Origin of the sequence: Oxobacter pfennigii (genome assembly GCF_001317355.1) — a bacterium.
In the GTDB taxonomy this organism is placed as follows: Bacteria; Bacillota; Clostridia; order Clostridiales; family Oxobacteraceae; genus Oxobacter; species Oxobacter pfennigii.
Genome location: NZ_LKET01000016.1, coordinates 28,999 through 55,677 on the forward strand (window position 1 = coordinate 28,999; position 26,679 = coordinate 55,677).

Sequence of the window (26,679 nt, forward strand, 5' to 3'; positions counted from 1 at the left end):
GGGGAATTGAAATGCTTAAGGAAATGGTGAATAAGTACTATGACAAGAGCTATGACCTAAACTGCGCGGAAACTCTTTTGTATGCGGCAAACGAGGAGTATGATTTAAATATGGATAAAAAAGCATTAAAGATTGCTGCAGGCTTTGGAGGGGGAATGGCTGTCGAGGGCGACTGCGGTGCACTGACTGGCGCCATTATGGCTCTTGGAGTAATGTTTGTAGAAAAACAGGCCCATGAGTCCGACAGGATAAAAACTTTAACAAAGGAAATGATACAGAAGTTTAATGAGAAGCTGAAATCCGTAAATTGCAAAGAGTTAAAGTCCATGTACAGGAATGATGAAATCAGATGTACGGATATAGTTTATGCAGCAGCAGAAGCACTGGATGAAATAGTTTCAAGAGAGAGAAAATAAAAGGCATAGTTTATATTAATTATAAAGGAGTAAATAAATATAAATGAAATATCTTATAAGGCAGAAAATATTCAGTATAGGAGATAATTTTACTATAAAAGATGAAATGGAAAACGATAAATTCATCGTGAAGGGAAAGGTTTTTGCGCTGGGTGATAAGCTCAGGATATATGACACCTCGGAAAATGAGGTGTCATATATTGAGCAAAAGCTTTTCAAGTTTTTGCCTGAGTATAATATTTACCTATACGGAAAGCATTGTGCTACGGTTAAAAAGAAGTTTACATTTTTGACTCATAAGTTTGATATAGACAGTTCAATGGGAGAATACAAGGTGGAGGGAGATTTCTTTGGCTTTGAGTTTAATATAACCAAAGACGGAAATGTTGTTGCTTCAGTCTCTAAAAAATTCTTCTCCTTTTCCGATACCTATGGTGTGGATATAGACGATGATGAAAATCACGGTTTTCTGCTGGCTCTGGTCATAGTAATTGACCAGGTTATACACGATAACAAGAATAAATAAACAAAAATACATCTATTAAGCAGGCACCTTATTGTGAAGAGCTTATCGGCCGGAAAATCTTCCTGATTTTAACCGCCGCGCCTCAGCATAAGTCGGAGGCATAACTTTAGTTGTATCACCTTTCATCTATGCTCGCTTGTCGCTTCTTCACAATAAGATGCCTTTAGAATGTCGCTTTTATATCTCCGTAAAGCCTATTATATACCTGTCGGCGGTACTGGCGATTTCTTCCTTGTAGGGATGAGAGAATTCATCATGTACGGCAATGGCAGTCATTCCCGCTCTCTTTGCGCCTTGCACGCCTGACAGGGTATCTTCAAAGACCAAGCATCTTGAAGGGTGCACATCAAGCTGTGCCGCAGCTTCAAGAAAAATATCGGGACATGTCTTATCCTTGGTAACCTCACTTCCGGTAACTACCGCATTAAAAAAGACATCGATGCCGGTACGCTTCAGGATTATTTCGGTCAAATCCCTTGAATTGCAAGTGGCGAGGCCGATCTTTAAGTTGTTTTCCTTGACCATATTAATAAAATCAAAGGCTCCCGGCTTTAATGCAATTACATTTTCATAATAATTTTTTACCAGGCAAATCCATTCAGCAACTATATCACTAATATTTTCATTAAGATTAAATCTGTCTTTGAAATACTGGGCGGTTTCAAGAAAACTGCTGCCTTCTATTTCTTTTTGAAGATTGACCGGAACTTCGATATTGCGTTTTTGAAGAAAATCCTCGTCTACCCGCCTCCATACCCACATGGAATCAATCAATGTACCGTCCATGTCAAATATTACTGCGTCAAAATTATCAAACATTTTGTCTCCTCCGTATATAAACACACATTCAAGGTATATTAAATTATATCATGAAAAGATTTCAAATGACTGTGCCAATTGAAATCTTTATATCGCGAATTTTACATAGTAAAATTCGTATCACAATGAATCCTTGCAGGATTCATTATATCATACCTTATTTTTAAACAACATAAAGTTTATGTTAAAAAGTAAATTCCATATGTTGACTTGGAAATAATTTTATGTTAATATACCTACAGGGGGTATACCATATGAATGATGTATTTGATGTAATAATAATCGGAAAAGGCCCGGCGGGGATATCAGCTTCCCTGTATACCTCGAGGGCAAATCTTAAGACTTTGATAATAGGAGAAGCCGGCAGTTTATCAAAAGCCCATCTTATTGATAATTATTTTGGCTTTGAAAACGGCATAAGCGGAAGTGAATTGCTTAAACAGGGTGAAAATCAGGCTAAAAGGCTGGGCACCGGCATTATAGAGGATCAGGTTATAGCTCTGGAATTTGATTACGTCGATAAATATACAGTAAAAACAGGGAAGGGTACTTACCATTCAAATGCTGTGCTTCTTGCCACCGGTTCGCAAAAGAAAAGCATAATCATTGAAAATATCGATAAGTTTGAAGGTAAAGGTATCCATTATTGCACCACCTGTGACGGATTTTTTTACAAAGGAAAAAAGGTAGCTATCTTAGGATATAATGAATATGCCAAAAACGAATTGGAAGAAATGAAGCATTTCACTGAAGATATTACCCTTTTGACCAACGGAAACAAAAAGACTGTAGATTTTGAAGGTGTAAAGATTTTTGAAGGGAAGCTCAAATCATTAAATGGCGGAGAATTTTTGGAAAGCATTATATTTGAGGACGGTAATGAGGAAAAATTCGATGCTGTATTTATTGCTTATGGCACTGCGTCTTCCGTTGATTTTGCAAGGAAACTCGGTGTTATAATAAAAGACGGGACAGTAGAAGTCGATGACGAACAAAAGACCAATCTAAAGGGCCTGTATGCTGCAGGAGATTGTGCCGGCACCATAAAACAGGTATCTGTCTCAGTAGGCCAGGGAGCAATTGCAGGTTTAAAAATTATTGAGTATATCAGAAATTTCAGGAGGTAGATAATATGGCAGGAAAGAATATTGTAGTTTTATCAGATGATAGTTTTCATCAGGAAGTATTGGAATCGAATATTCCGGTAGTAGTGGATTTTTGGGCTACATGGTGCGGTCCTTGCAAAATGTTTGCACCGATTTTTGAAGAAGTAGCTGCCGAATACGAAGGTAAAGTAAAGTTCTGCAAGCTTGATACCGACGCAAATCCCAAGACTTCCATGGAATACGGCATAAGAAGCATACCTACGGTTGCTTATTTTAAAAGCGGTGAAACTCCAAAGGGCTCAGTAGGCCTTTTATCAAGAGATGATTTTAAAAATGCTGTTGAAACTTTGTTGAAATAACTAAAAACCTGGCGTAAGGCCAGGTTTTATGTTTTAATAATATATATGTATTTATATCGGCTAAGGAGGTGGAACTACTTTGAACAATAGAATTATGGAAGATGGCGGGAAAGTTATCATAGAGAATATTCGGGATTTTGAGCCTAAACATGTATTTGATTGCGGCCAGTGCTTCAGGTGGTATGAAGAAGGTGACGGAAGCTATACCGGCGTCGTACAGGGAAGAGTAATTAATGTGAAAAAAGATGGACAAACCCTTGTATTGGATAATACGGATAAGAAGGAATTTGATGGTCTCTGGTATGATTATTTCGATATGGGAAGGGATTATGGAAAAATCAAAAACGAGCTTTCAGAGGATGATACTCTAAAAGAAGCCATTGGCTTCGGAGAAGGCATAAGAATTTTAAAACAGGACGAATGGGAGACTTTGATTTCATTCATTATATCTGCAAATAACAGGATACCCATGATTAAAAGAGCCATAAAAGAAATATCCGAAAAGTGGGGAAAGCCTGTTGTATATAAAGGAAATACTTATCATTCCTTTCCTTCCCCTCAAGATTTAAAAGATGCATCTGTTGAGGATTTTGAAAGCTGCCATACAGGCTTTCGGGCAAAATATATAAAAAAGACTGTGGAAATGGTAATTAACAAAGAGATAGACCTATATAATTTGAAAAACCTTACTTATGCTGAAGCCAGAAATGAGCTCATGAAGCTTCCCGGGGTAGGGCCTAAGGTGTCTGACTGCATATTGCTTTTTTCAATGTATTATTATGAGGCTTTCCCTGTTGATGTGTGGGTAAAAAGGGTTATGCAGCATTTTTATCTTGCTCCAGATGTCAGCCTGCCTAAAATAGAAAAATTCGGACAGGAGAAGTTTAAAAAATTAGCGGGTTTTGCCCAGCAGTATTTGTTTTACTATGCCAGGGATTTGAAGGGCAAGGAAATAAGCGTATAGCTTTTTAAAAAAAATAAGAACCCCACCCGCTAATAGCAATCAAAGATTGCTAGCGGGTCCCGGAAACCTTGTTACTTCGTAATAAAAAACAAAAGCCGTAAATTAATACGGCTTTTGTTTTTTATTTGAAGAACACATGTCTGCCTATTGTTGTTGGTTTATTTTTAGTGGCATTTTTCATCCAAGTACTTGTCGCAGATTTCGGATTATAATAGAAAATTGCATCATCTGTAGGGTCATTTCCCCTTAGTGCCTCATCCACTGCCATATAGGATTCAGCATCCGGATTTATATCCATATACCTTTCATCCAGACAGGAAAAAGCATTTTTTTCGTATATAACATCTTTAATAGTCTTGGGGAATTCAGGATGCGACAGCCTGTTGATTATAACAGAGGCAACAGCTATTTTTCCAATGAAGGGTTCACCTTTGCTTTCAGCATATACAACCTTCGCAATAAGCTCAACTTCATCATCTGTAAGTTCATACTTGAAATTATTTGATTCATTGCTTTTAAAGGCTGTAACGGACAAAGAATTTTCAGAAGGAACATTGACACTTTTCATATTATGATATGGCGTGAATATTTTGATGAAGGTGCTGTCATCGTCCTTTGAATCCCTGCAAAATGCACTGCCTGATCCTAATCCGATTAGCACTGCAACAACGAGTAAAAATACTCTTTTTTTCATGTGTATACCCCCTTTTGCCTACGAGGTTAGCTGACGGGTTCGGTAAAGGCATAACCTACGCTTTCGCGATTCACCCCAAATTTGGTTCCCCCGTGTTTTATTAAACTTCGGCTTATTCTTAATATGTGTCTTTTTAAGAAAAATATTCGAAAAAGACTTTTATATTTTTTATTTTTGAATTATGTTGTTCATATAATATGGATGAAATTAACCTAACTGACGTAGAATTATTATATAAGCTGTAATTTTAGAATTACTCCGGGCAATGGCCGAAATTCACGGTAAGTATTATGTGAAAGGTGGAGCAATATGAAGATTGAGATTCCTGCAACCTCCCTTATTGTGCTTTGCGGCATTGCCGGATGCGGTAAGTCTACTTTTGCGCTTAAAAATTTCAAGGATACTGAAGTTGTATCTTCTGACAGATGCAGGGCTCTGGTTTCCGATGATGAAGAGAATATGGAAGTATCAAAAGAGGCCTTTGAACTTTTTTATTACATTATAAAAAAGAGAATGAACCTTAAAAAATTAGTGGTTGCAGACTCGACGGCAGTATCTCACGAGGCAAGAAGAAAGCTTTTAGACCTGGCAGAGGACAATAATTATTATTCTATTCTCTTGGCATTTGATATATCCACTGAAATTGCCATTGAAAGAAATAATTTAAGACAAAGAAAGGTGTCGCGTTATGTTATAGAAAAACAATATGCTGCTTTTCTTAAATCTTTAAAATCTGTTGAAAACGAGGGATTTGACAAAGTGATCGTACTGAATGAGAATGATGCCGATGATTTCAAACATGAAATTGTTTCCTATAATATAGAAACTGAAGATAAAGCTTTGTTTGATATAATTTCCGATGTTCACGGCTGCTGTACCGAGCTTGAAATGCTCCTAGACAAACTTGGTTACAGAAAAAATGGATTCAAATACAGCCATCCTGACGGAAGAAAGGTTGTATTCGCAGGTGATATCGTGGACAGAGGACCAAGGACAATGGATACTATAAGGACCGTCATCAATATGGTCAATTCGGGAAATGCCCTTTATATACCCGGAAATCACTGCAATAAATTTTACAGATACTTAAAAGGCAGCAAGGTGCAGATAAAGAATGGATTGGAAACTACGGTCAAGGAATACGAAAAGCTTGAAAAAAGCGAAGCAAAGAAAATTAAAAATGATTTTTTGGAGCTATATGAAAATTCTCCTCTTTATTTGATGCTGGACAATGGCAATCTTGTTGTAGCCCATGCAGGAATAAAGGAAGAAATGATTGGAAAGCTGTCAAAAAAAATAATTGATTTTGTACTGTACGGCGATGTGACGGGGGAAGTTGACGATAAAGGGCTTCCTATAAGAGGTGATTGGGCAGCGAATTATTACGGAAAACCTATGATAGTTTACGGACATACTCCCGTTTCCAAGGCGGTTTTTGTCAATAATACCATAAATATCGACCAGGGCGCTAGCATGGGAGGAAGCCTGACTGCCTTGAGATATCCCGAAAAGGGGCTCGTCTCAGTCCAATCCCAGGGAACCTATTACCGTGGAGGCAGGCAACAAAAGGAGATGGAACGGGAGATTAAACTTGATGATTATAAAGAATCTTTGAGTTTAAGAGACAGACACGATCACAAAATCAAAATTGATTTTGCAGAATTGAGAAATACCGTTGATACTTTAAGAGCAAAAGAAGATATTATCAAATGGATAATATATATTCCGCCGATTTTGCCTTCCATAAATAATGAAAGCTTGGAAAGCCAGCTTCAAAACTCAATGAAGTATTACAAGGAAAGAAGCTTTGACAAGGTAATAATAGAACCCAGATTTTCAAGTGAAAGCATTATTATGATAATCTGCAGGGACGAATTGTGTGCCGCCGGATATTTTAAAGGAGACAGTCCGGCTATGGCTTATTCTATATATAGGGAAGAAATAGTCTTAAATGACAGAGTGTTAATGAAGCTGCAGGCAGATATAAAGGCCAAGGGCTATTTCGAAAAATACAACACTGAATTTTTAGTTATAGAGGCAGATGTTCTTTCGCAGGCAGATGATATTTCCATTGTTCCTGTAAAAATAATTTCTCATAGCTGTGAAGCCTATACCAACAAGGATAACCCTTGGCAAAGAGACAGCATTGAAAGGCTTATAGAGTATTCGAATATATTCCGCAGAAACTTAAACCAGATATTTGACACAGACACAGAAGCAAATTCTATTATTTCTAAATTTAGCCAAGAGAGGTATAATAGCTATGTGGTAAAATCCGAAAAAAGCCGCCCCGAATATAAAGGACGCATTGTACAGCCTGAGATCCTGTGTACTAGAGAGCCCCTGTGCACCGGTTTGGACAGCTTCAGGCAATCGGTATATTCCTATGATTTAAGCGACATAGCCTTGAACAAATTTCTAAACAAAAAAATGTCCAACAGATACTTTGAATATATTATAGGAGCTGTCACCATAAACAACAGAATGATAAAAATGAGGGAGTGATGTAATGGAGCTCAAGTATTATATAATAGAAGGCTCTGTACTGCCGGAGGTTTTCAAAAAAGTAGTAGAAGTAAAAAAGCTTCTGGAAACGGATATGAAGATGTCCATAAACACGGCATGCAAAAATGTGGATATAAGCAGGAGTACATATTATAAGTACAAGGACAGCGTTTTCGAGTTTTATGAAAACAAAAGGGCAAAAATAGTCACCTTCTCACTTAATGTTCAGCATGTTCCCGGAGTCTTATCAAACATATTGGAGACTATCGCCGAAAGCCAGGCAAATGTTCTTACCATAAATCAAAACATACCCATAAACGGTATGGCGCTCATTGTGATTTCTATGGAGACAGTAAAGATGACAAGAGGCGTGGAAGACCTTATAAACAGCCTCAGAAACATCGATGAGGTTAGAAAAATAGATATATTATCAAGGTCTTGAATATATTAAAAATTATTAAAAAATAGTAAAACTAAGAGAATTTAAGGAATACGGTATATTCTTATGATAAATTGAAAAAATAATAAAGTATGGGAAAATAGGGCATTTTTAGAAGGTATGCAGTATTTGCTAATACTGTACCTTTTTTTTAATATTATATTGTAATTAGCACTCGCGTATGGTGAGTGCTAACAAAATGATTTTTAAATAAAATTTACATAATTTATAAGGAGGGTTACAATGAATATTAAACCATTAGGTGACAGAGTTGTTATTAAAAAGATTGAAGCCGAAGAAACAACAAAGAGCGGAATAGTACTTCCCGGTACTGCCAAAGAAAAACCCCAGATGGCTGAAGTAGTTGCAGTAGGCCCAGGCGGTATAGTTGAAGGCAAAGAAGTTGCTATGCAGGTTAAAGTAGGAGATAAAGTAATATTCTCAAAATATGCCGGAACAGAAGTTAAGTTTGACGAAGTAGAATATACAATTTTAAAACAGGACGATTTATTGGCAGTAGTAGAATAATTCTATAGGAGGGAAATATAATGGCAAAACAGATTAAATTTGGCGAAGACGCAAGACGTTCATTGCAAAAAGGCGTTGATAAGCTTGCCGATACTGTAAAGATAACTTTAGGACCTAAGGGAAGAAATGTTGTATTAGACAAAAAATTCGGTGCACCCCTTATAACAAATGATGGTGTTACAATTGCAAGGGAAATTGAGCTTGAAGACCCCTTTGAAAACATGGGGGCTCAGCTTGTTAAAGAAGTCGCTACAAAAACTAACGACGTTGCCGGTGACGGTACTACAACAGCAACACTTCTTGCACAGGCTATTATAAGAGAAGGTTTGAAAAACGTGGCAGCCGGTTCAAACCCCATGCAAATCAGAACAGGAATAAACATGGCTGTTAATGTGGCAGTTGATGAAATAAAGAAAATAAGCAAGCCTATAAACGGTAAAGAAGATATCGCAAGAGTTGCAGCAATATCCGCATCCGATGAAAGCGTAGGAACTCTTATAGCAGATGCTATGGAAAAGGTAGGAAACGACGGAGTTATAACCGTTGAAGAATCCAAGACCATGGGAACTGAACTTGATGTTGTTGAAGGTATGCAGTTTGACAGAGGATATATTTCTGCTTACATGGTAACTGATACAGAAAAGATGGAAGCTGTATTGGATGACCCATATATACTTATTACCGATAAGAAGATAGCTAACATACAGGAAATACTTCCTGTTCTTGAACAGATTGTACAGCAGGGCAAGAAACTCCTGCTAGTTGCTGAAGATGTTGAAGGCGAAGCCCTTTCAACATTGGTATTGAACAAACTCCGCGGAACATTTACCTGCGTTGCCGTTAAAGCTCCCGGCTTTGGCGACAGAAGAAAGGAAATGCTCCAGGATTTAGCAATACTCACTAACGGCAGAGTTATAACCGAAGAATTAGGCTATGAACTTAAAGATACTAAAATTGACATGTTAGGAAGAGCAGAAAAGGTTAAAGTAACAAAGGAAAATACAATCATCGTAAATGGTGAAGGCGATAAGAAGACTATCAAGGACAGAGTAGCTCAAATCAGGTCACAGATTGAGGAAACTACTTCCGACTATGACAGAGAAAAGCTTCAGGAAAGACTTGCCAAATTAGCAGGCGGTGTTGCAGTAATCAAGGTTGGTGCAGCTACCGAAACTGAATTAAAGGAAAAGAAGTTAAGAATTGAAGATGCTTTGGCAGCTACAAAGGCAGCTGTTGAAGAAGGAATAGTACCCGGAGGCGGAACTTGCTATGTAAATGCCATTAAGGCAGTTGCAGCATTAAGCGCTGAGGGAGAAACAAAAACAGGTATTGATATCGTAAAACGCGCTCTTGAAGAACCTGTAAGACAGATAGCAGTAAACGCAGGCTTGGAAGGCTCTGTAATACTTGAAAAAGTAAGCACCAGCCCTGAAGGCGTAGGCTTTGATGCACTTAAAGAACAATATGTTGATATGATTAAAGCCGGTATCGTTGACCCGACAAAGGTTACAAGATCCGCTCTTCAGAATGCGGCATCCGTTGCAGCAACATTCTTAACCACTGAATCCGTAGTTGCTGACATACCTGAAAAGAATCCTCCTGCACCTGCAATGCCAGGCGGCGGAATGGACGGAATGTACTAAAATAAAATCAAATAAAAAGTTAACTGAACCAAAGGACACATAAAGTTGGGACACTCTTTTAAGAGTGTCCCTTAACATTATTCAGTGTAACATTATTTCTTCAGGGGTACAAACAATGTCCGCCCTCTTTTCATTTCAGACCCTTTAGTATTTAGGAACGGGGAGAAATAATGAAAGGGGACACAAATAAAGTTAGGGCTTCAACTTAGGTATCATTAACTTAATTAAGCCTATTCTTTTTAATATAAGTTGTATATAATATTAGAATAGATGAAAGGGACTGTTGCATTTGAAACAACGTATGCAGTGTTTCAAATGCAACAGCTAACTTAGAAAGTTATGTGGGAGGTATTTTATGAGCATAAATGAAAAACTCGATAAACTGAAAGAAATATTAAAAGAAATGGGAAGCGTTGTACTTGGGTTTTCCGGAGGGGTTGACAGTACATTTTTGCTTAGAGTTGCTTCGGATGTTTTAGGGGACAAGGTTATGGCAATCACAGCTTCTTCGGCGGCATTTCCCCAGAGAGAAATGAATGAAGCTATTATGTTTGCTGGAAATAACAAAATAAAGCATAAGGTTATTGTATCCGAGGAGCTTGACATAGACGGATTCTCTCAAAATCCCATTGACAGGTGCTATCACTGCAAAAAAGAATTGTTTACAAAAATTTCTCAAACCGCAAAAGAAGAAGGCTTTAAATATATAATAGACGGTGCCAATGTTGATGACAAAGGAGATTACCGTCCGGGAATGGACGCGGCAAGGGAATTAGGAGTAAGAAGTCCTCTACTTGAGGCCGGGCTTAATAAAGCAGATATTAGAGCATTGTCAAAGGATATGGATCTTCCTACCTGGGATAAGCCATCCTTTGCTTGTCTTTCTTCAAGGATTCCTTACGGACAGGAAATAACAAGGGAAAAGCTTGGTATGATAGACATTGCTGAGCAGTACCTTTTAGATAAAGGCTTCAGACAGGTAAGAGTAAGGCATCATGGAGAAATTGCCAGAATAGAAGTCGCACCTAATGAGAGAGAGAAATTTTTTTCTTTGAATTTAATGGATGAGACAGCATCCAAGTTTAAAGAAATAGGATTTAATTATGTTACTTTGGACATAAAAGGCTACAGGACAGGGAGCATGAACGAAGCCTTGAACAAGGAGTGATGCATATGGAAACTGATTCACTTAAAGCGCTGCTTGAAAATGTACGCAGTGGAAATGTTTCAACGGAAGAAGCATTATTGAAGCTTAAAAAAATGCCCTTTGAAGATATCGGTTTTGCAAAGGTGGATAACCACAGGGCTTTAAGGGTAGGATATCCCGAGGTCATATATTGTGAAGGCAAAAACCTTGAGCATATTAAGAAAATCGTCGGGGTAATGTTAAAGGGCGATTCCAACATACTTGCTACCAGGGCATCAGTTGAAGTGTACAACGCCATAAAAGAAGTTGATGATTCAGTGATTTACAATGAATTGGCCAGGATATGCTTTATTAAAAAAAGAGAAATAGGAAAAACAGAAGGCAAAATATTGGTGGTAACCGGCGGAACATCTGATATTGCCGTGGCAGAAGAGGCAGCAATAACTTCTGAGGTTTTAGGAAATACCGTAGAGCGCCTTTATGATGTGGGAGTAGCCGGAATACACAGGCTGCTGTCCAATACCGATGTGCTTTTTAACGCCAGGGTTTTAATAGTGGTTGCAGGAATGGAAGGCGCCCTTGCCAGCGTAGTGGCGGGATTGGTTGACAAGCCTGTGATTGCAGTTCCCACCAGCATAGGATACGGTGCCAACTTTAAAGGATTGTCTGCACTTTTGACCATGCTGAATTCCTGTGCCAGCGGTATAGGTGTTATGAACATAGATAATGGATTTGGGGCAGGATATCTTGCTTCGATGATTAATAAACTGGGAGAAAGTAGAGTTTAGGAGAGGGTTAAAAATGAGGACCTTATATTTTGATTGTTTTTCAGGGATAAGCGGAGACATGACTCTGGGAGCTTTGATTGATTGCGGCATAAATATAGAAGATTTTAAAAAGGAACTTGCAAAATTAAACATCGGCGGATATACCCTGGAATTCTCACGGGCAGCCAAAAACAGCATAGAGGGTACGGATGTTGATGTTATACTCCATGAACATGGCCACTACGAGTATGAACATGCTCATGACCACGACCACCATAGCCATGAACATGAAGCTGAGCATTCTCACGACCACAGTCACGAACATGTACATAGTCACGATAATCATTCCCACGATCACGGACACAGTCATACTCATGAGGAACATAACCACGGACATGAGCATAACGGTGAGTTTCATACCCACGAGCATGCCCATGATGCCTATGATCACGAGCATAGTCATAACGGACATACTCACAGCCACAACCGGAACCTTGGTGATATTGAAAAAATCATCGATGACAGTACAATAAGTCCAAGGGCAAAACAAATATCAAAGGATATATTTAAAAAGCTGGCTGTTGCCGAAGCAAAAATTCACGGAAAACCCGTAGAAGAGGTTCATTTTCATGAAGTCGGCGCAGTAGATTCCATTGTTGATATAGTGGGCTGTGCGATTTGCATCGATATGCTGGATATTGAAGCTTTTGCAGCTTCTCCGGTAAATACGGGCATGGGTTTTGTTAAATCCCAGCATGGGATAATACCCGTTCCGGGGCCGGCAGCTCTGGAGCTTTTAAAAGGGGTTCCCATTTATTCAAGAGATATAAAAACAGAACTTGTGACACCAACAGGTGCCGCTATAATTTCCACTCTCTGCACCGACTTTGGCCCTATTCCTAACATGGTAGTTGAGAAAACCGGATACGGAACAGGGAAAAAAGACCTTGAAATCCCCAACCTTCTGAGAGTAATCATAGGTGACGTAAAAAAAAACAGTAATATAGTAATGATGGAATGCAATATCGATGACATGAATAGCGAATTTTACGAATATACTATGAAAAAATTATTTGATGCCGGTGCTTTGGACGTATTTTTGACAAACATAATCATGAAAAAAGGAAGGCCGGCAGTGAAGCTTTCTGTTATAGCAAAGGAAGAAACCGTTGATAAATTATCTGAGATAATTTTTTCAGAAACCTCAACCATAGGCTTGAGAAAATATTCGGTAGAGCGGGAAGTATTGGAGAGAAAAATTTTTAAAGTAGATACAAAATACGGTGAAATTAGCATAAAGGCTGCCTACAGAAAAGGAGTTCTCTCAAACTTTGCTCCCGAATACGAAGATGTCAAAGAAACTGCATTAAAATCAGGAATTCCTGTAAAAGAGGTTTATAACGAGGCTGTTAAGGAATCTTTGAACATAATTGAAAGAAATGTTTTCTAATAAAAAGTGTTTGACAAAGAATCCATTAACAACTAAAATTATATGCATTATACATTTAAATTTTTTAAATATTATGTGAATGCTATCCATATAATCCTGATAATATGGTTCGGGAGTCTCTACTGAGTAACCGTAAATTACTCGTCTATGGGTGTCCAAGTGTTTTTTTGCACACAGCGATACTCATATTCTGTGTGCTTTTTGTAATCCTATATAATACCGGAATAAATAATGAAAGGAGACGTGATTAAAATTAGCGGCAAATTTTTAAAACAAGGACTGACATTTGACGATGTACTGCTTGTACCCCAAAAATCAGAAGTCCTGCCGAGGGATGTAAGCACTTCAACATATTTAACTAAAAAAATAAAACTCAACATACCAATCATGAGTGCCGGTATGGATACCGTTACGGAGGCCAGGCTGGCAATAGCCATGGCCAGAGAAGGCGGAATAGGCATCATTCATAAGAATATGTCCATAGAAAACCAGGCGTCAGAAGTTGATAAGGTTAAAAGATCCGAACACGGTGTCATTACTGACCCTTTTTTCTTATCACCTGACCACAAGGTGTCCGATGCTCTGGAATTGATGTCAAGATACAGAATATCCGGCGTACCTATTACCGAAAGCGGAAGACTGGTAGGCATCTTAACAAACAGGGATTTAAGATTTGAAACAGACTACACAAGATATATCAAGGAAGTAATGACCAAGGATAATCTTATCACAGCTCCTGAGGATACCACATTAGCTAAGGCAGAAGATATTTTAAAAAAATATAAAATAGAAAAGCTGCCTTTGGTAGACGATGCTTTCAATCTGAGAGGACTAATTACAATAAAAGATATAGAAAAAGCCATCGAGTTCCCCAATTCTGCCAAGGATAGTAACGGCAGGCTTATTGTAGGAGCAGCAGTAGGCGTAACCGCAGATATGCTGGATAGGGTTAAAGCCCTAGTTGAATCAAAGGTAGACGTAGTTGTATTGGATACTGCCCATGGCCATTCCAGAGGAGTAATAGAAGGTTTATCGAGAATCAAAGAAGCTTATCCAACCTTGCAGGTAATTGCAGGTAATGTTGCAACTGCTGAAGCTACAAGAGACTTGATAAATGCAGGAGCAGATTGTATCAAAGTAGGAATAGGCCCCGGCTCCATATGCACAACCAGAGTTGTTGCAGGAGTGGGCGTTCCCCAGGTTACCGCAATTGTTGACTGTGCGGAAGAAGCCGATAAATTCGGAATACCTGTTATAGCCGACGGCGGAATTAAATATTCAGGGGACATAGTAAAATCCCTTGCTGCAGGAGCCAGTATTGTAATGATAGGCTCCCTCTTTGCAGGAACTGCCGAAAGCCCCGGAGATACTGAAATATTCCAGGGCAGAAGCTTTAAGGTATACAGGGGGATGGGCTCATTAGGAGCTATGCAGAGCGGAAGCCGTGACAGATACTTCCAGGAAAACGCTAAAAAGCTGGTGCCGGAAGGCGTTGAAGGAAGAGTGCCGTATAAGGGACCTCTTGCAGACACTGTATATCAGATGGTGGGAGGCCTTCGCTCGGGCATGGGTTACTGCGGTGCAGCTTCCATAGAGGATTTGAGAACCAACGCTAAATTCATTACAATTACTGCAGCCGGATTAAGAGAAAGTCATCCTCATGATATTCAGATAACAAAAGAATCACCAAACTACACTGCCGGTATTTAAGGAAGGAATAATATGGATAAAAAAGAACTGGTGCTGGTAATCGACTTTGGAGGTCAGTATAACCAGCTCATTGCAAGAAGAGTAAGAGAAAATAACGTATATTGCGAAATATTACCTTATGATACAACTGTTGAAGTAATAAGGGAGAAAAACCCCAAGGGCATTATCTTCACCGGAGGGCCCAGCAGCGTACATGACGAGGGTGCTCCAACCATAGATAAAATAGTGTTTGAACTTGGCATACCCATCCTTGGAATATGCTATGGCTGCCAGTTAATCGGCCATTTGTTTGAAGGTAAGGTTGAAAAGGGTGAAGCCAGGGAATACGGAAGAACCAATATAAAATTTGATAAGTCCAGCAAGCTCTTTAAGGATATAGATGAAGAATCCCTTTGCTGGATGAGCCATACCCTTCATGTTTCCACCATCCCCCAAGGGTACAGGATTTCTGCAACAACAGCCACCTGTCCCGTTGCGGCAATGGAAAATGAAGAAAAGGGCATATACGGTGTACAGTTCCATCCGGAAGTTGAACATACCGTTATGGGGAAAGAAATCATAAAGAATTTTTTATTTGAAATATGCGGCTTAAAAGGCGATTGGAACATGGGTTCCTTTACCGATGAGCAGGTTAAGGATATAAAAGCCTTAGTAGGAGACAAAAAAGTACTATGCGCACTTTCCGGCGGAGTTGACTCCTCCGTTGCAGCAGTCCTGGTTCACAAGGCTGTAGGAAAGCAGCTCACCTGCATATTCGTCGACCATGGACTATTAAGAAAAGATGAAGGCGATGAAGTAGAAAAGACCTTTAAGGGCCAGTTTGATATGAACCTTATAAGGGTTGATGCCAAAGACAGGTTCCTAAAGAAATTAGAAGGGGTATCCGACCCTGAGAGGAAAAGAAAAATCATAGGCGAAGAATTCATAAGGGTATTTGAGGAAGAAGCCAACAAGCTTGGTGACATAGATTACCTTGTACAGGGAACCATTTATCCTGACGTTGTTGAAAGCGGAACAAAAACTGCGGCAACAATAAAAAGCCATCACAACGTAGGCGGCCTTCCCGAAGACATGAACCTAAAGCTAATCGAGCCCTTGAGGACATTATTCAAAGACGAAGTAAGAAAAGTGGGAGAAGAGCTTAAAATTCCAAGACACATAGTATGGAGACAGCCCTTCCCGGGCCCGGGCCTAGCAATAAGGGTATTAGGTGACATCACAGAAGATAAGCTTCATATTGTCCGCGAGGCCGATGCAATATTAAGAGAAGAAGTTGCAAAAGCAGGCCTGGACAGGGAAATATGGCAGTACTTTGCCTGCCTTCCCAACATAAGAAGCGTAGGAGTAATGGGTGATGAAAGGACCTATTCCTACACAATAGCCCTAAGAGCCGTAACCAGCTCCGACGGCATGACCAGCGACTGGGCAAAGGTTCCCTATGAAGTACTCGGCCTGATTTCAAGCAGAATAGTAAACGAAGTACCAAACGTAAACAGAGTGGTTTATGATATCACCAGTAAGCCGCCGGCAACAATAGAGTGGGAATGATACCATAAACGTTGTAAACACTTGATACAAGTGGGTTTGTAAGGCTAGCAATAACCTTATGGCAACGTTTTGACAATACTATTATATTATTCATAGAAAAAGAGTTAACTGATTTTGAGTGCCAGTTAGCTCTTTTTGTGTTTATATAAAGCGCCATTCTAAACTGTCCTAGAAAAGAAGAAGTAGAAAAACCGTTAAGAGAATTAGATTCGAGAATTTTGGCAGTAATTGATGATATTGATAGACTTTCTAATGAACAAATTTGTTTAATTTTCCGGTTGGTCAGTGCAATATAAAAATTAGCAGAAGAGAAGTTGACAATTCTCTGTTTAATATGGAAGAATTAGAGTAACGCGGTCACTGATTACATGGTATGCGTTTACGTTTGAGGGACAAAAACGGCCGCCCTCTGATAGCAGCGGCTTTGACATTGAGCATATCTATGCTAAAGAGCGGCACAACAAGGGAAACAAACTTCGGAATCCTGAAAAGCTTGAAGAATTAGGCAACAAGATTCTGCTTGAGAAATCCATTAACATCCGCGCATCAGATTATAGATTCGAAGATAAGAAAATACTATAATGGGTATACCGATGCGAAAGGGAAAGTGCATCCCGCAAGTATAATTAAAGAGTATCGCCAATTGACGTAAAAGGAAAACTTTTCCGAAGCAGATATTGATGAACGAAGACAAGCATATACACAACAAATTTCTAGAATATCTTAGAGTAGAAGGGTTGTTGAAGGAGTAAATGCTTAGGGTAACGGTGAATCAAAGCACATAGAGTATATTCACAGAGCAATCAAGTTGATAACACACACAATATCAGTGAACCCCGTAGAAGGTGGATAACTGGTATCAAATGGAGTAAAAACCTATCATGGAATCTGAACAGAATTGTTTAGAACAAGCTTTGAATTTGCGAGTGGGAATAGCTGGATAAGGACCCTGTAAACCTTGATTTTAAAAGATTTACAGGGCATATTTTTATCTATAGCGCTAAAAATATACTATTTCGAAAAATCATGATTTTTCGAGGTTTGACTTTTAAACGTTGTAAAGAAATGACACCGCCAAGGATTAGTATCTGGTAAAAAACCGACATCAGCATGACAACCCGAATTCAAGGTCAGATTTTCACCCGCAAAATTGCAGAATCCTTTCGCTTTTTTATTTTATATCAGGTAAAGGGATGTGCAGCAATCGCATGATTTCTTTTTGCGTCTCATACACCCGCTCAGCGATGAAATCACAGAAGGGTTCAGGATTTCCTTTGTTCTGATACTGTCGTATAGCATCGTTATATTCCGCTCTGAGTACCGGAGGAATGATAGCCAGCTGGTAGCCGTCCTGAATGAGCGCAAGGTTCATGATGAGGCGGCTGGCTCTGCCATTTCCATCAATAAACGGATGGATACTTACGAACTTGAGATGAAGCAGTCCGGCAAAGGTTACAGGGTGATATTTGCTGCGTTCCTTCGCAATCCAGTCTTCAAGTTCACTCATATGCCCATCCAATTCGCCCGGATGCGGGAATGCATAATCAGTCCCTGTGACTATGATTGGCTCCTTACGCCAGATGCCGGCATTCTCTTCGTCAATCTCCTTGAAGAACAGTCGATGCATAGCTTTTATATCTGTCGTAGAAATACGATTTTCTCTTATTAAGGTGAACATGAAATTATAAGCATTTCCATGACCAACCGTTTCATATAAATCCCGAAGCGGCCGGCCGGCAACGGTAAGACCGTCTTCAAGTACTACTTTAGTCTCACTGATGGTAAGGGTATTTCCCTCTATGGCATTACTAGACCAGGTAAGACCGATACGGTAGTAGTCCTTAAGTTGCTTTAACATGTGTCCTTCAAAGGGACGAACTGCACTTATAGCCTCGTGGCAGCGGTCGATTTTTTCAATTATCTTCATTCAGAATCACCATCCTCCAATCCATTAATATTCTACCCTCTCGCCATTAGGCAATTCAAAGGCTCCTATATATTTACAGCCTGATGATTCGGCAATTTGCTTTAATTCATCAACAGTGAAACTTTCGCGCTTCATTTTCTGACTGAAAGCTTGCGGACTTTTTCCGGATAGCCGGGCAAGCTCAGAGACGCTGATGTTCAGTTTTACACAAAGGATTTTAAGCTGTTCAGACACTGCCACGGCATCAACTCCTTTCATAACTTCATTATAAACGAATATATTTAAGTAATCAACAAATATATTTAATATTTATTTAAAAACGTTAAAATCACTGAAATTCATCGGAGTAAAGTTTACCGCATGATTGAAATTGAATCCATCGGTATACATCAAAGAATGTAGTCAAAATATTGTAATTTTTATCGCAAATGGAAGCACTTGATTGACACAAAATAATGTTAGTTGATATAATTACAGCATAACCGTGATACGAAATTGCGGCTTGCCATAGAAATGGCTGGGTAAATTATCTAAAAGACTTTTAATCAGTAAAAAATAATATTATAAATATGGCCAATGAACGGTTATATCGTTGCCAGAAGGCACAACATTTATGTTATGCCTTTTTATTTTTTGCAGAAAAAAGTATTTAGGTAAAGTCAAGGTATGATTAGTGAAAGGGTAGAAAACAATATTTTAGGGAGGATATTCAAATGAACAAAAAATTACTTTCTTTTCTGCTGATAATTATGCTTGCAGTATCCCAGTTGGCAGGCTGTGCCAACAACAACAAACCAAATGAAGCATCGGCAAAGGATTCTTTAGTTGTCTCCGTAGGCGGATTAACCGGAGGAAATTATGATCCATGTAAAGGTTATGGCAGCAATGGAACCAGTATCTTTCATACAGCTTTATTGAAAATAAACACAGATGTACAAACCGAGTATGACCTTGCCACCGGCTATACAGTAAGTGATGATGGTTTAGTTTATACTTTTACCATAAGAGACGATGTTAAATTTTCCGATGGCGAGCCTTTGACTCCCGAGGATGTAGTATTTACTTACATGACCGCAAAAACCAGCGGTTCCAGTGTAGATCTTACAATGCTTGAAAAAGCGGAAGTGATTGACGGCAAAGTGAAGTTCACATTAAATAAGCCTTATTCACCTTTCATAAGGACAACCGCTCTCATTGGAATAGTGCCTGAACATGCATATGGTGATACATATGCCGCAAATCCCATAGGAACCGGACCATTTAAGGTAAAGCAGCTTGATATAAACCAGCAGCTCATTGTTGAACCCAACGAATATTATTATGGAATAAAATCACCCTTCAAGCAGATTACATTCCTGAGCCTGGATGAAGAAGCAGCCCTTGCATCGGCAAAATCCGGCGAGCTTGATGTTGTTATGGTCAATCCGGAATATGCATCAGAAGAAGTAAACGGAATGCACATCGTAACAATAAAAACCTCGGATAACCGCGGCTTTAATCTGCCCACCATTCCTGAAACCGTTAATTCCTCCGGTGTGACGGTAGGAAGCAATGTAACCTCAGACCCGGCGGTAAGAAAAGCATTAAACATAGGAATAAGCCGTCAGGAAATCATCGATAATGCATTAAACGGTGTAGGTACACCAAGCTGGGTTCGCTTTGAAGGCTTGCCATGGGCAAGTCTGGAACCTGCCTTTACTGACGGAAAAGTTGAAGAAGCAAAGAAGCTTCTTGAGGATGCAGGATGGGTTGACTCTGACGGTGACGGAATCCGTGAGAAAAACGGCATAAAATGCGAATTTAAGATTACCGGACGTACAGATGATTTACAGCGCTATAATCTGGCGGTAGCTTTAAGTCAAAACGCTAAAAAACTGGGTATAAACATAGTTGCCGAAGCAATGGATTGGGCATCGGCACAGAAAATAGCAAGAGCAGTTCCTACCTGTATAGGTACAGGTGATTACAGCTATAAGGATGTTTTTAACGCCTTCCATTCATCACTTGGCGGAATAGACATAGTTAACCTTGGAAATTCGCCCATGTACGATAATCCTAAAGTCGATGAATACTTAGATAAAATGATAGCATCAACTACTGAAGAAGAAGCCATAGAATATGCTAAAAAAGCACAATATGACGGCACAACCGGCGCAAATGTTGATTTCCCGTATCTGTGGCTGGTAAATATCGATCATTCCTATTTCGTAAGAGACGGTTTAAGCCTTGGTGTCCAGAGAATACATCCGCACGGACATGGCACACCGGTAGTACAAAACTTAAATGAGTGGAAATTTGAATAATATAATGAAATTTGCCGCTGTATGCGGTAAGTAGTATACAAGAGGCGCTGCCTCTTGTATAAACTTCATGGAAAAGAGGGGCTCTATGAATCGAATGTTAAAGTACTCCGCCACCACAATATTTCGAATGCTTCTTTTATTGTTAGGCGTAAGTTTGGTTAGCTTTATGCTGATAGTTTCGGCTCCCATTGACCCGGTAACTTCCTTTGTAGGCGCCGAGTCCGGGGTCTCCCAGGAGCAGAAGGATTTGGTAGCACAGCATTGGGGCCTGGACAAACCACCGGCCGAGAGATATGTCACATGGCTTAAAAACACGCTGAAAGGTGATATGGGAATGTCACCTACTTTTCAAAAACCCGTCGCTGCAATCTTAGGTGAACGCTTTGTGGCATCCCTTGTCTTGATGGCTGTTGCCTGGGCAATGTCCGGCATACTGGGCTTTGTTTTAGGTGTACTTTGCGGTGCCATGGAAGGCAGCCTCTTCGATAAATGTATCAAAACCTTTTGCTTTGTTCTTTCTTCCACCCCCACATTTTGGATTGGGCTATTGCTTTTAATGGTTTTTGCCATTTCATTGGGATGGTTCCCCATAGGTCTTGCTGTCCCGATAGGGAAGGCGGCAGCAGATGTAACCATTTGGGATAGAATCTACCATCTTGTTTTGCCGGCCTTTACTTTAAGTGTTACCGGAGTAGCTTCAATTGCTCTGCATACAAGGCAGAAGATGATAGATGTATTGAAGAGCGATTACGTATTGTTTGCAAAGGCTCGAGGTGAAAGCAATTGGACGCTCATAAAACGTCACGGACTGCGCAATATTGCGATTCCTGCAATCACGCTGCAGTTTGCTTCCTTCAGTGAGCTCTTCGGCGGAAGCGTTCTCGCTGAAAATGTATTTTCCTACCCGGGATTAGGCAGTGCTGCCAGTATAGCAGGATTAAGAGGCGATGTTCCTTTGCTCCTGGGTGTTGCAATGTTTTCGGTATTATTTGTATTTATAGGCAATCTTACAGCAAACCTGCTCTATGGAGTGCTGAATCCTCAGATAAGGGAAGGGGGTAAGCTAAGATGAGTGAAAATGCAGTCATAGAAGCTGCAAAGCAGAAGACAAAAGCTGCTTCCAAAGTGACGCTGAACCGAAGGACAAAAACCATCATTCTTGCCGGAGCTATCATTTTATTGTTCCTCATTATCGCAATTACAGGCATCACAATGAATCCTGAACTATATGCCCCGGATTACAGCGCTAAAAAGCTGGCTCCCTCTCTGCAGCACATTTTCGGAACAGATTATTTAGGAAGAGATATGTTCTACCGTACGATAAAAGGGCTCTCAACCAGTATTCTTATAGGAACTCTTGCAGCTACAGTCAGCGCCTTTATCGCACTGTTGCTTGGGCTTATAGCAGCCAGCGTAGGTGGATGGGTGGATAAAATTATTTCTTATTTTGTGGATATGTTTATGGGAATCCCCCATATGGTGCTTTTGATGCTGATTTCCTTTATGATGGGAAGAGGCTTAAAGGGAATAATTATCGGTGTTGCTCTCACTCATTGGCCAAATTTAACCCGTGTTATCCGCGGTGAGGTTATGCAAATCCGTGAGGCCCAGTTTGTAAAAACTGCCCGTAAATTCGGAAAAGGCAAGATGGAAGTGGCATGGAATCATATTGTACCTCATGTTTTGCCTCAATTTATTGTCGGACTTATACTTCTTTTTCCACATGCCATACTTCACGAAGCAGGCATCACATTCTTAGGATTCGGACTTTCCGTCGATTCGCCGGCTATAGGTATTATTTTGTCTGAGGCTCTAAAGCATATTGCCACAGGCATGTGGTGGCTGGTGCTTTTTCCGGGAGTGCTGCTTGTAGTTGTAGTTATGCTTTTTGACAAGCTGGGAGAACAGATAAAGCTTCTGTTAGATCCCGGCAGTGCACAGGAATAGGGGGGATAATATGACTGATAAAAAAACTGTATTGGAAGTTAAAAATCTCTCTGTATCTTTCAAAATGTACGATAAAGGCCTTGAACAAAAGGATCTTGAGGTAATAACAAATTTAAATATTTCCGTCAAGGAAGGTGAGGTTTTGGCAATCGCCGGCTCCTCCGGTTCGGGTAAAAGCTTATTAGCTCATGCTGTTCTAGGAATTTTACCAAACAATGCAAAGGTCGCAGGAGAAATGCTCTATTGCGGGAAACCTCTAACAAGTAATCTTCAAAAGAAACTGCGGGGAAAAGAGCTTGCTTTGGTTCCTCAATCCGTAGAATATCTTGATCCTTTGATGCGGGTGGGAAAGCAGGTTGCAGGTGTTGACGGCAGCATAGATAAACAAAGAGAAGTCTTTAAAAAGTATAATCTCTCTGAGGCAGTTGAAAGGTTGTTTCCATTTCAGCTCTCCGGAGGCATGGCAAGAAGGGTGCTGGTATCCACGGCAGTCATAGGCAATGCAAAACTTATTATTGCCGATGAACCTACACCGGGTTTGAGCAAAGAGATGGCTAAGATGGCTATGAGCCATTTTCGTGAGCTGGCCGATGAAGGCTGTGCTGTTTTGCTTATAACCCATGATATTGATTTGGCGCTGTCCTATGCTGACAGGATTGCGGTTTTTTATGCGGGAACAACGGTAGAAGTTGCATCCGTTGAAGACTTTGCCAAAGGCCCCGATGCTTTGAGGCACCCGTATACAAAGGCATTATGGGAAGCTATCCCTCAAAATGGCTTTAAACCAATAAAAGGGATTCAGCCCTATGCAGGTGCATTGCCTGACGGTTGTCTTTTCGGACCGCGATGCTTGATGAAGACAGAGGCTTGCGAAAAAAAGATTCCCATGAGGGAACTTAGAGGCGGGGAGGTTTGCTGCATTCATGCTACTTGAAGCTAAAAATATAAGTTTTGGTTACAGTCCGGACAATATAATTATAAATAGTGTTAATTTCGGTGTTGATAAAGGCGAGCGAGTGGCTCTGGTAGGGCCGTCAGGCTGCGGAAAAAGCACCCTCTCCCAGCTTCTTGCGGGATACCTGGAGCCTATTTCAGGACAAATCCTTTTTGAGGGAAAACCATTGCCCCAAAAGGGCTATTGCCCGGTGCAGCTTATATACCAGCATCCCGAAAAAGCAGTAAATCCCAGGTGGAAATTGGGACAGACATTAAACGAAGCCTGGACTCCTGATGATTCTTTTCTTAGTGACATGGGAATAGAAAAAGAATGGCTTAACCGCTATCCAACCGAATTATCCGGCGGGGAGCTGCAGCGCTTTTGCATCGCAAGAGCATTGGGACCCGGGACTAAATTCATCATAGCAGATGAAATGAGCACCATGCTTGATATGATAACTCAAGCGCAGATTTGGGAGCTCATGTTAAAAATTATCCAAAAAAGAAATTTGGGCCTCTTGGTCATAACCCACAGCCTTGACCTGGCACAGCGCATTTGTTCAAGAGTAGTCAACTTTGAGGAGCTTTGAAAGGCCTGACCGCCATAATATGGCGGTTTGCTCCGCAAATGGGAAATGTGCATCATCAACGGTTTCGACCTGACCCTAAAAATTTTAGGGTCAGGTCTGAAAACCCTGTGAAAGAAGGGTAAACACCTATTTCTACAATTACTGAACCGCTTTCCGTCAACCAAATAAATCGCTGTGAGTACCGGTGCGGGTGAGATATAAAAATCAACTGGCCTTCTGAAATCTCATAAATGAGAAGCCAGTCGGGAGTGATATGACACTCCCTGCGCCTGACGTTATTCCCACCGAGCGGATGGTCGCGATAGACAGCATCCAATGTTTCACCGCTGGCAAGCTTCTTGATAACCGCCGTCAGAAGGTCAATATTGTATCCACGCTTTTGGATGCGCTTTAAGTCCTTTTGAAATTTTGAGGCCGGTCTGACGGAATACATCAAGTCAAAAGCTCCTTCATCATCCCGTCAACATCCGTATAGGTTTTGCCGAGAGTTGGGTCTTTCTTCATTCGTTCCACTTCCTCAAATGCCGACATCGTCTCGGCGTTAGGAATTTCAAGAGTAATGTCAAAGGGAATGCGCTGCTGACGGACGGCCTGTCGCAGGAAAATATTAAAGGCCGTCGTCATGTTCATCCCAAGCTCGTTAAAAAGCTGTTCAGCCTGTTTTTTAAGCTCGACGTCCATTCGGATGGTTATATTCGTCGTATCGGCCATAATCATCAACTCCTTTGCTTTAGTATATTCAACACACCATAAAATATGTGCATTGTAAATACCTTGCACGAGTATATATAATATTTCCTGTCACCTTAGGGCTACGGCATACCCCTGCCTGCATCCGACAGAAAATCTCCGGCCCGAAACCTTACAAGACTCACATTATCAGCAAGCGGCAGGAATCAACTAGAAACACTGCCGGGATTTTTAATCCTAAGTCTTATCTTTAGCCCATTCTCCGCTTTCAGACTCATATATAATTCTAAAAATGGATTAATATACAATTAGACCTTCCTTTCATCCCATGATATCATAGCAAATAGATATCCCTCGCAGGATTTCGAAGAGAGAAAGACATACAAAAGGATGTGTAAAACAAGCGTTACTATATTATAAATGATTGCAGGTGGTCCTATGAAAAAGATTATATTTGCTTTACTGTTGGTTTTAACAATGGCGACCTCATTAGTTGCCGGAACCCTTGCAATGTATACGACTTCAATTGATAATCTGGCAGATGGAAGTGTTGTGGCTAAAGAATTTGTATTTGTCGGCAGCGGAACAGATTCTTTTCAGCATGGCATAAAAATTGCACCTACGGAGACCGTAAGATGGCAATTTAAAGTTAAGAACTATGAAAATCATATCATCACTGAAACGGATTTATATTACAAGCTTACTTTTAATGTGAATGCTTCAGCCGGTAAAAAAACTATACAACCCTTAGTTGTTAATGTTAAGGATTCCGGTGGAAATATACTGAACAGTGTTGCCGGCATAGGTACTTTTGACGTCATTGGCTCTTTCCCTCTTTCGGAAAGCGGTCAGGAGAGGGATTATACCATTGAAATATATTGGCCGGGAGACAAAAACACAGATATCAATTATGCAGGCAGTAATTTTGGAACAACTATTAATGTTGATGCCGTGGCATCACAGCTTCCATTTGACGGCAGCAATCCGGGTAACGAAAATCCCAATGAAGAAAGTGAAATAAGCGTCCGATATGAAACAACGGCTCCGTGGCAAAATGGTCAAAGCGGTATTAATGAATTTGAATATAAGGTGACCATTACCAATAATTCGGATGAGGCCATCGAAGATTGGGAAATTGCCTTTTCACTGCCGGCAGACAGGATTACCCGGGCATGGAGCAATGCCAGGATGGTATCCGGATTGCCGGAAGGCTCTTATAAATTCATAAACCCTGGATACAACAATGTGGCAACAGATGATATTCTGCCCGGACAGAGCGTATCCTTCAGGGGGCCGGCCATCGGCAATGGAACTGAAGCCATAAGAAATATAAGCGTTGGCGGCAGCAATATGGCTCCCAGCAGCAATGTTGATTTAACTTATGAATTTGGCAAATCTTCGCTGAATTAACGTAATTGTATTGATGAGGAGGTACGTATGATGAGAGTAAAAATTCTATTGATACTGGTTCTTATCGGTGCGGCATTTGTCTCCTCAACAGTAGGAACTCTTTCAAATTATACTTCCGAATCCAGTTTTAGCGTTGAAGTAGCCGCAGATTTAAGCAAGGATAATCAAAGAAATGAAGCCAATCAAGTGCAGGAACAGGCAATTATTGATATGAAATAATAATTAAGAATAAAAGGATTTATCTTAAAATTTATA

The 26,679-nt window shown here is 40.2% G+C and carries 29 protein-coding genes and 2 riboswitches; of the genes, 23 read left to right on the forward strand and 6 right to left on the reverse strand.

The annotated features are described in order from the left end of the window. The first annotated feature begins 11 nt into the window (after positions 1-11). Both OXPF_RS01785 and OXPF_RS01790 read left to right on the forward strand, forming a co-directional pair. Positions 12-416 (forward strand): C-GCAxxG-C-C family (seleno)protein, encoded by a 405-nt coding sequence (locus OXPF_RS01785; protein WP_054873507.1) that lies wholly within the window; start codon positions 12-14, stop codon positions 414-416. 43 nt (positions 417-459) lie between these two features. After that, positions 460-942, forward strand: coding sequence for an LURP-one-related/scramblase family protein (locus OXPF_RS01790; protein ID WP_054873508.1), 483 nt, complete (start codon positions 460-462; stop codon positions 940-942). A gap of 177 nt (positions 943-1,119) precedes the next feature. Here the strand turns inward: OXPF_RS01790 and OXPF_RS01795 are convergent, their stop codons facing one another. Beyond that, positions 1,120-1,761: an HAD family hydrolase gene (locus tag OXPF_RS01795; RefSeq protein ID WP_054873509.1), complete on the reverse strand. Its 642-nt coding sequence runs from the start codon at positions 1,759-1,761 to the stop codon at positions 1,120-1,122. 254 nt (positions 1,762-2,015) lie between these two features. Between OXPF_RS01795 and OXPF_RS01800 the strand changes: the two genes are divergently transcribed. From OXPF_RS01800 to OXPF_RS01810, 3 genes are all read left to right on the forward strand, one after another. Then, a complete protein-coding gene (locus tag OXPF_RS01800) occupies positions 2,016-2,888 on the forward strand; it encodes an NAD(P)/FAD-dependent oxidoreductase (protein ID WP_054873510.1) in 873 nt (290 codons plus the stop codon). 5 nt (positions 2,889-2,893) lie between these two features. Further along, complete coding sequence (trxA, locus tag OXPF_RS01805; protein WP_054873511.1) at positions 2,894-3,226, forward strand: thioredoxin; 333 nt, start codon at positions 2,894-2,896, stop codon at positions 3,224-3,226. A gap of 94 nt (positions 3,227-3,320) precedes the next feature. Beyond that, entirely contained in the window at positions 3,321-4,190 is an 870-nt protein-coding gene (locus tag OXPF_RS01810) for a DNA-3-methyladenine glycosylase family protein (RefSeq protein WP_054873678.1), read from the forward strand. A gap of 121 nt (positions 4,191-4,311) precedes the next feature. Here OXPF_RS01810 and OXPF_RS01815 read toward each other — a convergent pair whose 3' ends face one another. Beyond that, positions 4,312-4,884, reverse strand: coding sequence for a cell wall hydrolase (locus OXPF_RS01815; RefSeq protein ID WP_054873512.1), 573 nt, complete (start codon positions 4,882-4,884; stop codon positions 4,312-4,314). Beyond that, a riboswitch (cyclic di-AMP (ydaO/yuaA leader) is annotated at positions 4,885-5,007 on the reverse strand. Between the two features lie 186 nt (positions 5,008-5,193). Here OXPF_RS01815 and OXPF_RS01820 point away from each other — a divergent pair. The 11 genes from OXPF_RS01820 to OXPF_RS23585 all read left to right on the forward strand — a co-directional run bounded on the left by OXPF_RS01820 (position 5,194) and on the right by OXPF_RS23585 (position 17,203). Then, a complete protein-coding gene (locus tag OXPF_RS01820; protein ID WP_054873513.1) occupies positions 5,194-7,389 on the forward strand; it encodes an AAA family ATPase in 2,196 nt (731 codons plus the stop codon). Positions 7,390-7,393: 4 nt separating this feature from the next. Beyond that, the gene (locus OXPF_RS01825) at positions 7,394-7,831 is read left to right on the forward strand and encodes an ACT domain-containing protein (protein WP_054873514.1); all 438 of its coding nucleotides are present in this window, start codon (positions 7,394-7,396) and stop codon (positions 7,829-7,831) included. A gap of 240 nt (positions 7,832-8,071) precedes the next feature. Continuing rightward, positions 8,072-8,356: a co-chaperone GroES gene (gene groES, locus OXPF_RS01830; RefSeq protein WP_054873515.1), complete on the forward strand. Its 285-nt coding sequence runs from the start codon at positions 8,072-8,074 to the stop codon at positions 8,354-8,356. A gap of 20 nt (positions 8,357-8,376) precedes the next feature. Next, entirely contained in the window at positions 8,377-9,999 is a 1,623-nt protein-coding gene (groL, locus tag OXPF_RS01835) for a chaperonin GroEL (RefSeq protein ID WP_054873516.1), read from the forward strand. Between the two features lie 355 nt (positions 10,000-10,354). Beyond that, a complete protein-coding gene (gene larE / locus OXPF_RS01840) occupies positions 10,355-11,167 on the forward strand; it encodes an ATP-dependent sacrificial sulfur transferase LarE (protein WP_054873517.1) in 813 nt (270 codons plus the stop codon). A 5-nt stretch (positions 11,168-11,172) separates the two neighbouring features. Beyond that, the gene (larB, locus tag OXPF_RS01845) at positions 11,173-11,934 is read left to right on the forward strand and encodes a nickel pincer cofactor biosynthesis protein LarB (RefSeq protein ID WP_054873518.1); all 762 of its coding nucleotides are present in this window, start codon (positions 11,173-11,175) and stop codon (positions 11,932-11,934) included. Positions 11,935-11,947: 13 nt separating this feature from the next. Further along, a complete protein-coding gene (gene larC, locus OXPF_RS01850) occupies positions 11,948-13,363 on the forward strand; it encodes a nickel pincer cofactor biosynthesis protein LarC (protein WP_054873519.1) in 1,416 nt (471 codons plus the stop codon). A 66-nt stretch (positions 13,364-13,429) separates the two neighbouring features. Continuing rightward, positions 13,430-13,531: riboswitch (purine riboswitch) on the forward strand. Between the two features lie 84 nt (positions 13,532-13,615). Then, on the forward strand, positions 13,616-15,073 hold the full coding sequence (gene guaB, locus OXPF_RS01855; protein WP_152967679.1) for an IMP dehydrogenase: 1,458 nt from the start codon (positions 13,616-13,618) through the stop codon (positions 15,071-15,073). A 12-nt stretch (positions 15,074-15,085) separates the two neighbouring features. Beyond that, the gene (gene guaA, locus OXPF_RS01860; RefSeq protein ID WP_054873521.1) at positions 15,086-16,621 is read left to right on the forward strand and encodes a glutamine-hydrolyzing GMP synthase; all 1,536 of its coding nucleotides are present in this window, start codon (positions 15,086-15,088) and stop codon (positions 16,619-16,621) included. 155 nt (positions 16,622-16,776) lie between these two features. Further along, on the forward strand, positions 16,777-16,917 hold the full coding sequence (locus OXPF_RS23580; RefSeq protein WP_152967680.1) for a P-loop NTPase fold protein: 141 nt from the start codon (positions 16,777-16,779) through the stop codon (positions 16,915-16,917). Between the two features lie 142 nt (positions 16,918-17,059). Beyond that, on the forward strand, positions 17,060-17,203 hold the full coding sequence (locus OXPF_RS23585; protein ID WP_423230552.1) for a hypothetical protein: 144 nt from the start codon (positions 17,060-17,062) through the stop codon (positions 17,201-17,203). A gap of 589 nt (positions 17,204-17,792) precedes the next feature. Here the strand turns inward: OXPF_RS23585 and OXPF_RS01865 are convergent. Together OXPF_RS01865 and OXPF_RS01870 are read right to left on the reverse strand one after the other, a co-directional pair. Further along, positions 17,793-18,548: a Fic family protein gene (locus OXPF_RS01865; protein ID WP_054873522.1), complete on the reverse strand. Its 756-nt coding sequence runs from the start codon at positions 18,546-18,548 to the stop codon at positions 17,793-17,795. Between the two features lie 24 nt (positions 18,549-18,572). Beyond that, the gene (locus tag OXPF_RS01870) at positions 18,573-18,788 is read right to left on the reverse strand and encodes a helix-turn-helix domain-containing protein (protein ID WP_054873523.1); all 216 of its coding nucleotides are present in this window, start codon (positions 18,786-18,788) and stop codon (positions 18,573-18,575) included. Between the two features lie 473 nt (positions 18,789-19,261). Between OXPF_RS01870 and OXPF_RS01875 the strand changes: the two genes are divergently transcribed. The 5 genes from OXPF_RS01875 (at position 19,262) to OXPF_RS01895 (ending at position 24,324) form a co-directional block, all read left to right on the forward strand. Beyond that, positions 19,262-20,851: an ABC transporter substrate-binding protein gene (locus OXPF_RS01875; protein ID WP_054873524.1), complete on the forward strand. Its 1,590-nt coding sequence runs from the start codon at positions 19,262-19,264 to the stop codon at positions 20,849-20,851. An 85-nt stretch (positions 20,852-20,936) separates the two neighbouring features. Then, positions 20,937-21,923, forward strand: a complete 987-nt coding sequence (locus tag OXPF_RS01880) for an ABC transporter permease (protein WP_242854297.1) — start codon at positions 20,937-20,939, stop codon at positions 21,921-21,923. Then, on the forward strand, positions 21,920-22,798 hold the full coding sequence (locus OXPF_RS01885; protein ID WP_083479651.1) for an ABC transporter permease: 879 nt from the start codon (positions 21,920-21,922) through the stop codon (positions 22,796-22,798). Before OXPF_RS01880 ends, OXPF_RS01885 begins: the two co-directional genes overlap by 4 nt. Before the next feature lie 10 nt (positions 22,799-22,808). Beyond that, the gene (locus OXPF_RS01890; protein WP_054873526.1) at positions 22,809-23,732 is read left to right on the forward strand and encodes an ABC transporter ATP-binding protein; all 924 of its coding nucleotides are present in this window, start codon (positions 22,809-22,811) and stop codon (positions 23,730-23,732) included. Beyond that, positions 23,722-24,324 carry an ABC transporter ATP-binding protein gene (locus OXPF_RS01895; protein WP_054873527.1) on the forward strand — a complete coding sequence of 201 codons (603 nt, stop codon included), beginning with the start codon at positions 23,722-23,724 and terminating at the stop codon, positions 24,322-24,324. The genes OXPF_RS01890 and OXPF_RS01895 overlap by 11 nt, the downstream gene beginning before the upstream one ends. Before the next feature lie 55 nt (positions 24,325-24,379). Here the strand turns inward: OXPF_RS01895 and OXPF_RS01900 are convergent, their stop codons facing one another. Next, the gene (locus OXPF_RS01900) at positions 24,380-24,757 is read right to left on the reverse strand and encodes a type II toxin-antitoxin system YafQ family toxin (RefSeq protein WP_479724479.1); all 378 of its coding nucleotides are present in this window, start codon (positions 24,755-24,757) and stop codon (positions 24,380-24,382) included. Next, the gene (locus OXPF_RS01905) at positions 24,757-25,041 is read right to left on the reverse strand and encodes a type II toxin-antitoxin system RelB/DinJ family antitoxin (protein WP_083479652.1); all 285 of its coding nucleotides are present in this window, start codon (positions 25,039-25,041) and stop codon (positions 24,757-24,759) included. Before OXPF_RS01905 ends, OXPF_RS01900 begins: the two co-directional genes overlap by 1 nt. A 411-nt stretch (positions 25,042-25,452) precedes the next feature. Between OXPF_RS01905 and OXPF_RS01910 the strand changes: the two genes are divergently transcribed. Together OXPF_RS01910 and OXPF_RS01915 are read left to right on the forward strand one after the other, a co-directional pair. Continuing rightward, on the forward strand, positions 25,453-26,424 hold the full coding sequence (locus OXPF_RS01910; protein WP_054873529.1) for a cellulose binding domain-containing protein: 972 nt from the start codon (positions 25,453-25,455) through the stop codon (positions 26,422-26,424). A gap of 27 nt (positions 26,425-26,451) precedes the next feature. Continuing rightward, on the forward strand, positions 26,452-26,643 hold the full coding sequence (locus OXPF_RS01915; protein WP_242854298.1) for a hypothetical protein: 192 nt from the start codon (positions 26,452-26,454) through the stop codon (positions 26,641-26,643). The last annotated feature ends 36 nt before the right edge of the window (positions 26,644-26,679 follow it).

What these genes read in the sequence shown, in the direction of transcription:
- OXPF_RS01900 (WP_479724479.1), bottom strand. Translation starts at nt 24,757, where the DNA reads ATGTATTCCGTCAGACCGGCCTCAAAATTTCAAAAGGACTTAAAGCGC.
- OXPF_RS01890 (WP_054873526.1), top strand. Translation starts at nt 22,809, where the DNA reads ATGACTGATAAAAAAACTGTATTGGAAGTTAAAAATCTCTCTGTATCT.
- groES (WP_054873515.1), top strand. Translation starts at nt 8,072, where the DNA reads ATGAATATTAAACCATTAGGTGACAGAGTTGTTATTAAAAAGATTGAA.
- OXPF_RS01895 (WP_054873527.1), top strand. Translation starts at nt 23,722, where the DNA reads ATGCTACTTGAAGCTAAAAATATAAGTTTTGGTTACAGTCCGGACAAT.
- OXPF_RS01865 (WP_054873522.1), bottom strand. Translation starts at nt 18,548, where the DNA reads ATGAAGATAATTGAAAAAATCGACCGCTGCCACGAGGCTATAAGTGCA.
- larB (WP_054873518.1), top strand. Translation starts at nt 11,173, where the DNA reads ATGGAAACTGATTCACTTAAAGCGCTGCTTGAAAATGTACGCAGTGGA.
- OXPF_RS01790 (WP_054873508.1), top strand. Translation starts at nt 460, where the DNA reads ATGAAATATCTTATAAGGCAGAAAATATTCAGTATAGGAGATAATTTT.
- groL (WP_054873516.1), top strand. Translation starts at nt 8,377, where the DNA reads ATGGCAAAACAGATTAAATTTGGCGAAGACGCAAGACGTTCATTGCAA.
- OXPF_RS01800 (WP_054873510.1), top strand. Translation starts at nt 2,016, where the DNA reads ATGAATGATGTATTTGATGTAATAATAATCGGAAAAGGCCCGGCGGGG.
- trxA (WP_054873511.1), top strand. Translation starts at nt 2,894, where the DNA reads ATGGCAGGAAAGAATATTGTAGTTTTATCAGATGATAGTTTTCATCAG.
- OXPF_RS01905 (WP_083479652.1), bottom strand. Translation starts at nt 25,041, where the DNA reads ATGATTATGGCCGATACGACGAATATAACCATCCGAATGGACGTCGAG.
- OXPF_RS01815 (WP_054873512.1), bottom strand. Translation starts at nt 4,884, where the DNA reads ATGAAAAAAAGAGTATTTTTACTCGTTGTTGCAGTGCTAATCGGATTA.
- OXPF_RS01880 (WP_242854297.1), top strand. Translation starts at nt 20,937, where the DNA reads ATGAATCGAATGTTAAAGTACTCCGCCACCACAATATTTCGAATGCTT.
- guaA (WP_054873521.1), top strand. Translation starts at nt 15,086, where the DNA reads ATGGATAAAAAAGAACTGGTGCTGGTAATCGACTTTGGAGGTCAGTAT.
- larE (WP_054873517.1), top strand. Translation starts at nt 10,355, where the DNA reads ATGAGCATAAATGAAAAACTCGATAAACTGAAAGAAATATTAAAAGAA.
- OXPF_RS01875 (WP_054873524.1), top strand. Translation starts at nt 19,262, where the DNA reads ATGAACAAAAAATTACTTTCTTTTCTGCTGATAATTATGCTTGCAGTA.
- OXPF_RS01810 (WP_054873678.1), top strand. Translation starts at nt 3,321, where the DNA reads ATGGAAGATGGCGGGAAAGTTATCATAGAGAATATTCGGGATTTTGAG.
- OXPF_RS01915 (WP_242854298.1), top strand. Translation starts at nt 26,452, where the DNA reads ATGATGAGAGTAAAAATTCTATTGATACTGGTTCTTATCGGTGCGGCA.
- OXPF_RS01885 (WP_083479651.1), top strand. Translation starts at nt 21,920, where the DNA reads ATGAGTGAAAATGCAGTCATAGAAGCTGCAAAGCAGAAGACAAAAGCT.
- OXPF_RS01785 (WP_054873507.1), top strand. Translation starts at nt 12, where the DNA reads ATGCTTAAGGAAATGGTGAATAAGTACTATGACAAGAGCTATGACCTA.
- OXPF_RS01825 (WP_054873514.1), top strand. Translation starts at nt 7,394, where the DNA reads ATGGAGCTCAAGTATTATATAATAGAAGGCTCTGTACTGCCGGAGGTT.
- OXPF_RS01795 (WP_054873509.1), bottom strand. Translation starts at nt 1,761, where the DNA reads ATGTTTGATAATTTTGACGCAGTAATATTTGACATGGACGGTACATTG.
- OXPF_RS01910 (WP_054873529.1), top strand. Translation starts at nt 25,453, where the DNA reads ATGAAAAAGATTATATTTGCTTTACTGTTGGTTTTAACAATGGCGACC.
- OXPF_RS01820 (WP_054873513.1), top strand. Translation starts at nt 5,194, where the DNA reads ATGAAGATTGAGATTCCTGCAACCTCCCTTATTGTGCTTTGCGGCATT.
- larC (WP_054873519.1), top strand. Translation starts at nt 11,948, where the DNA reads ATGAGGACCTTATATTTTGATTGTTTTTCAGGGATAAGCGGAGACATG.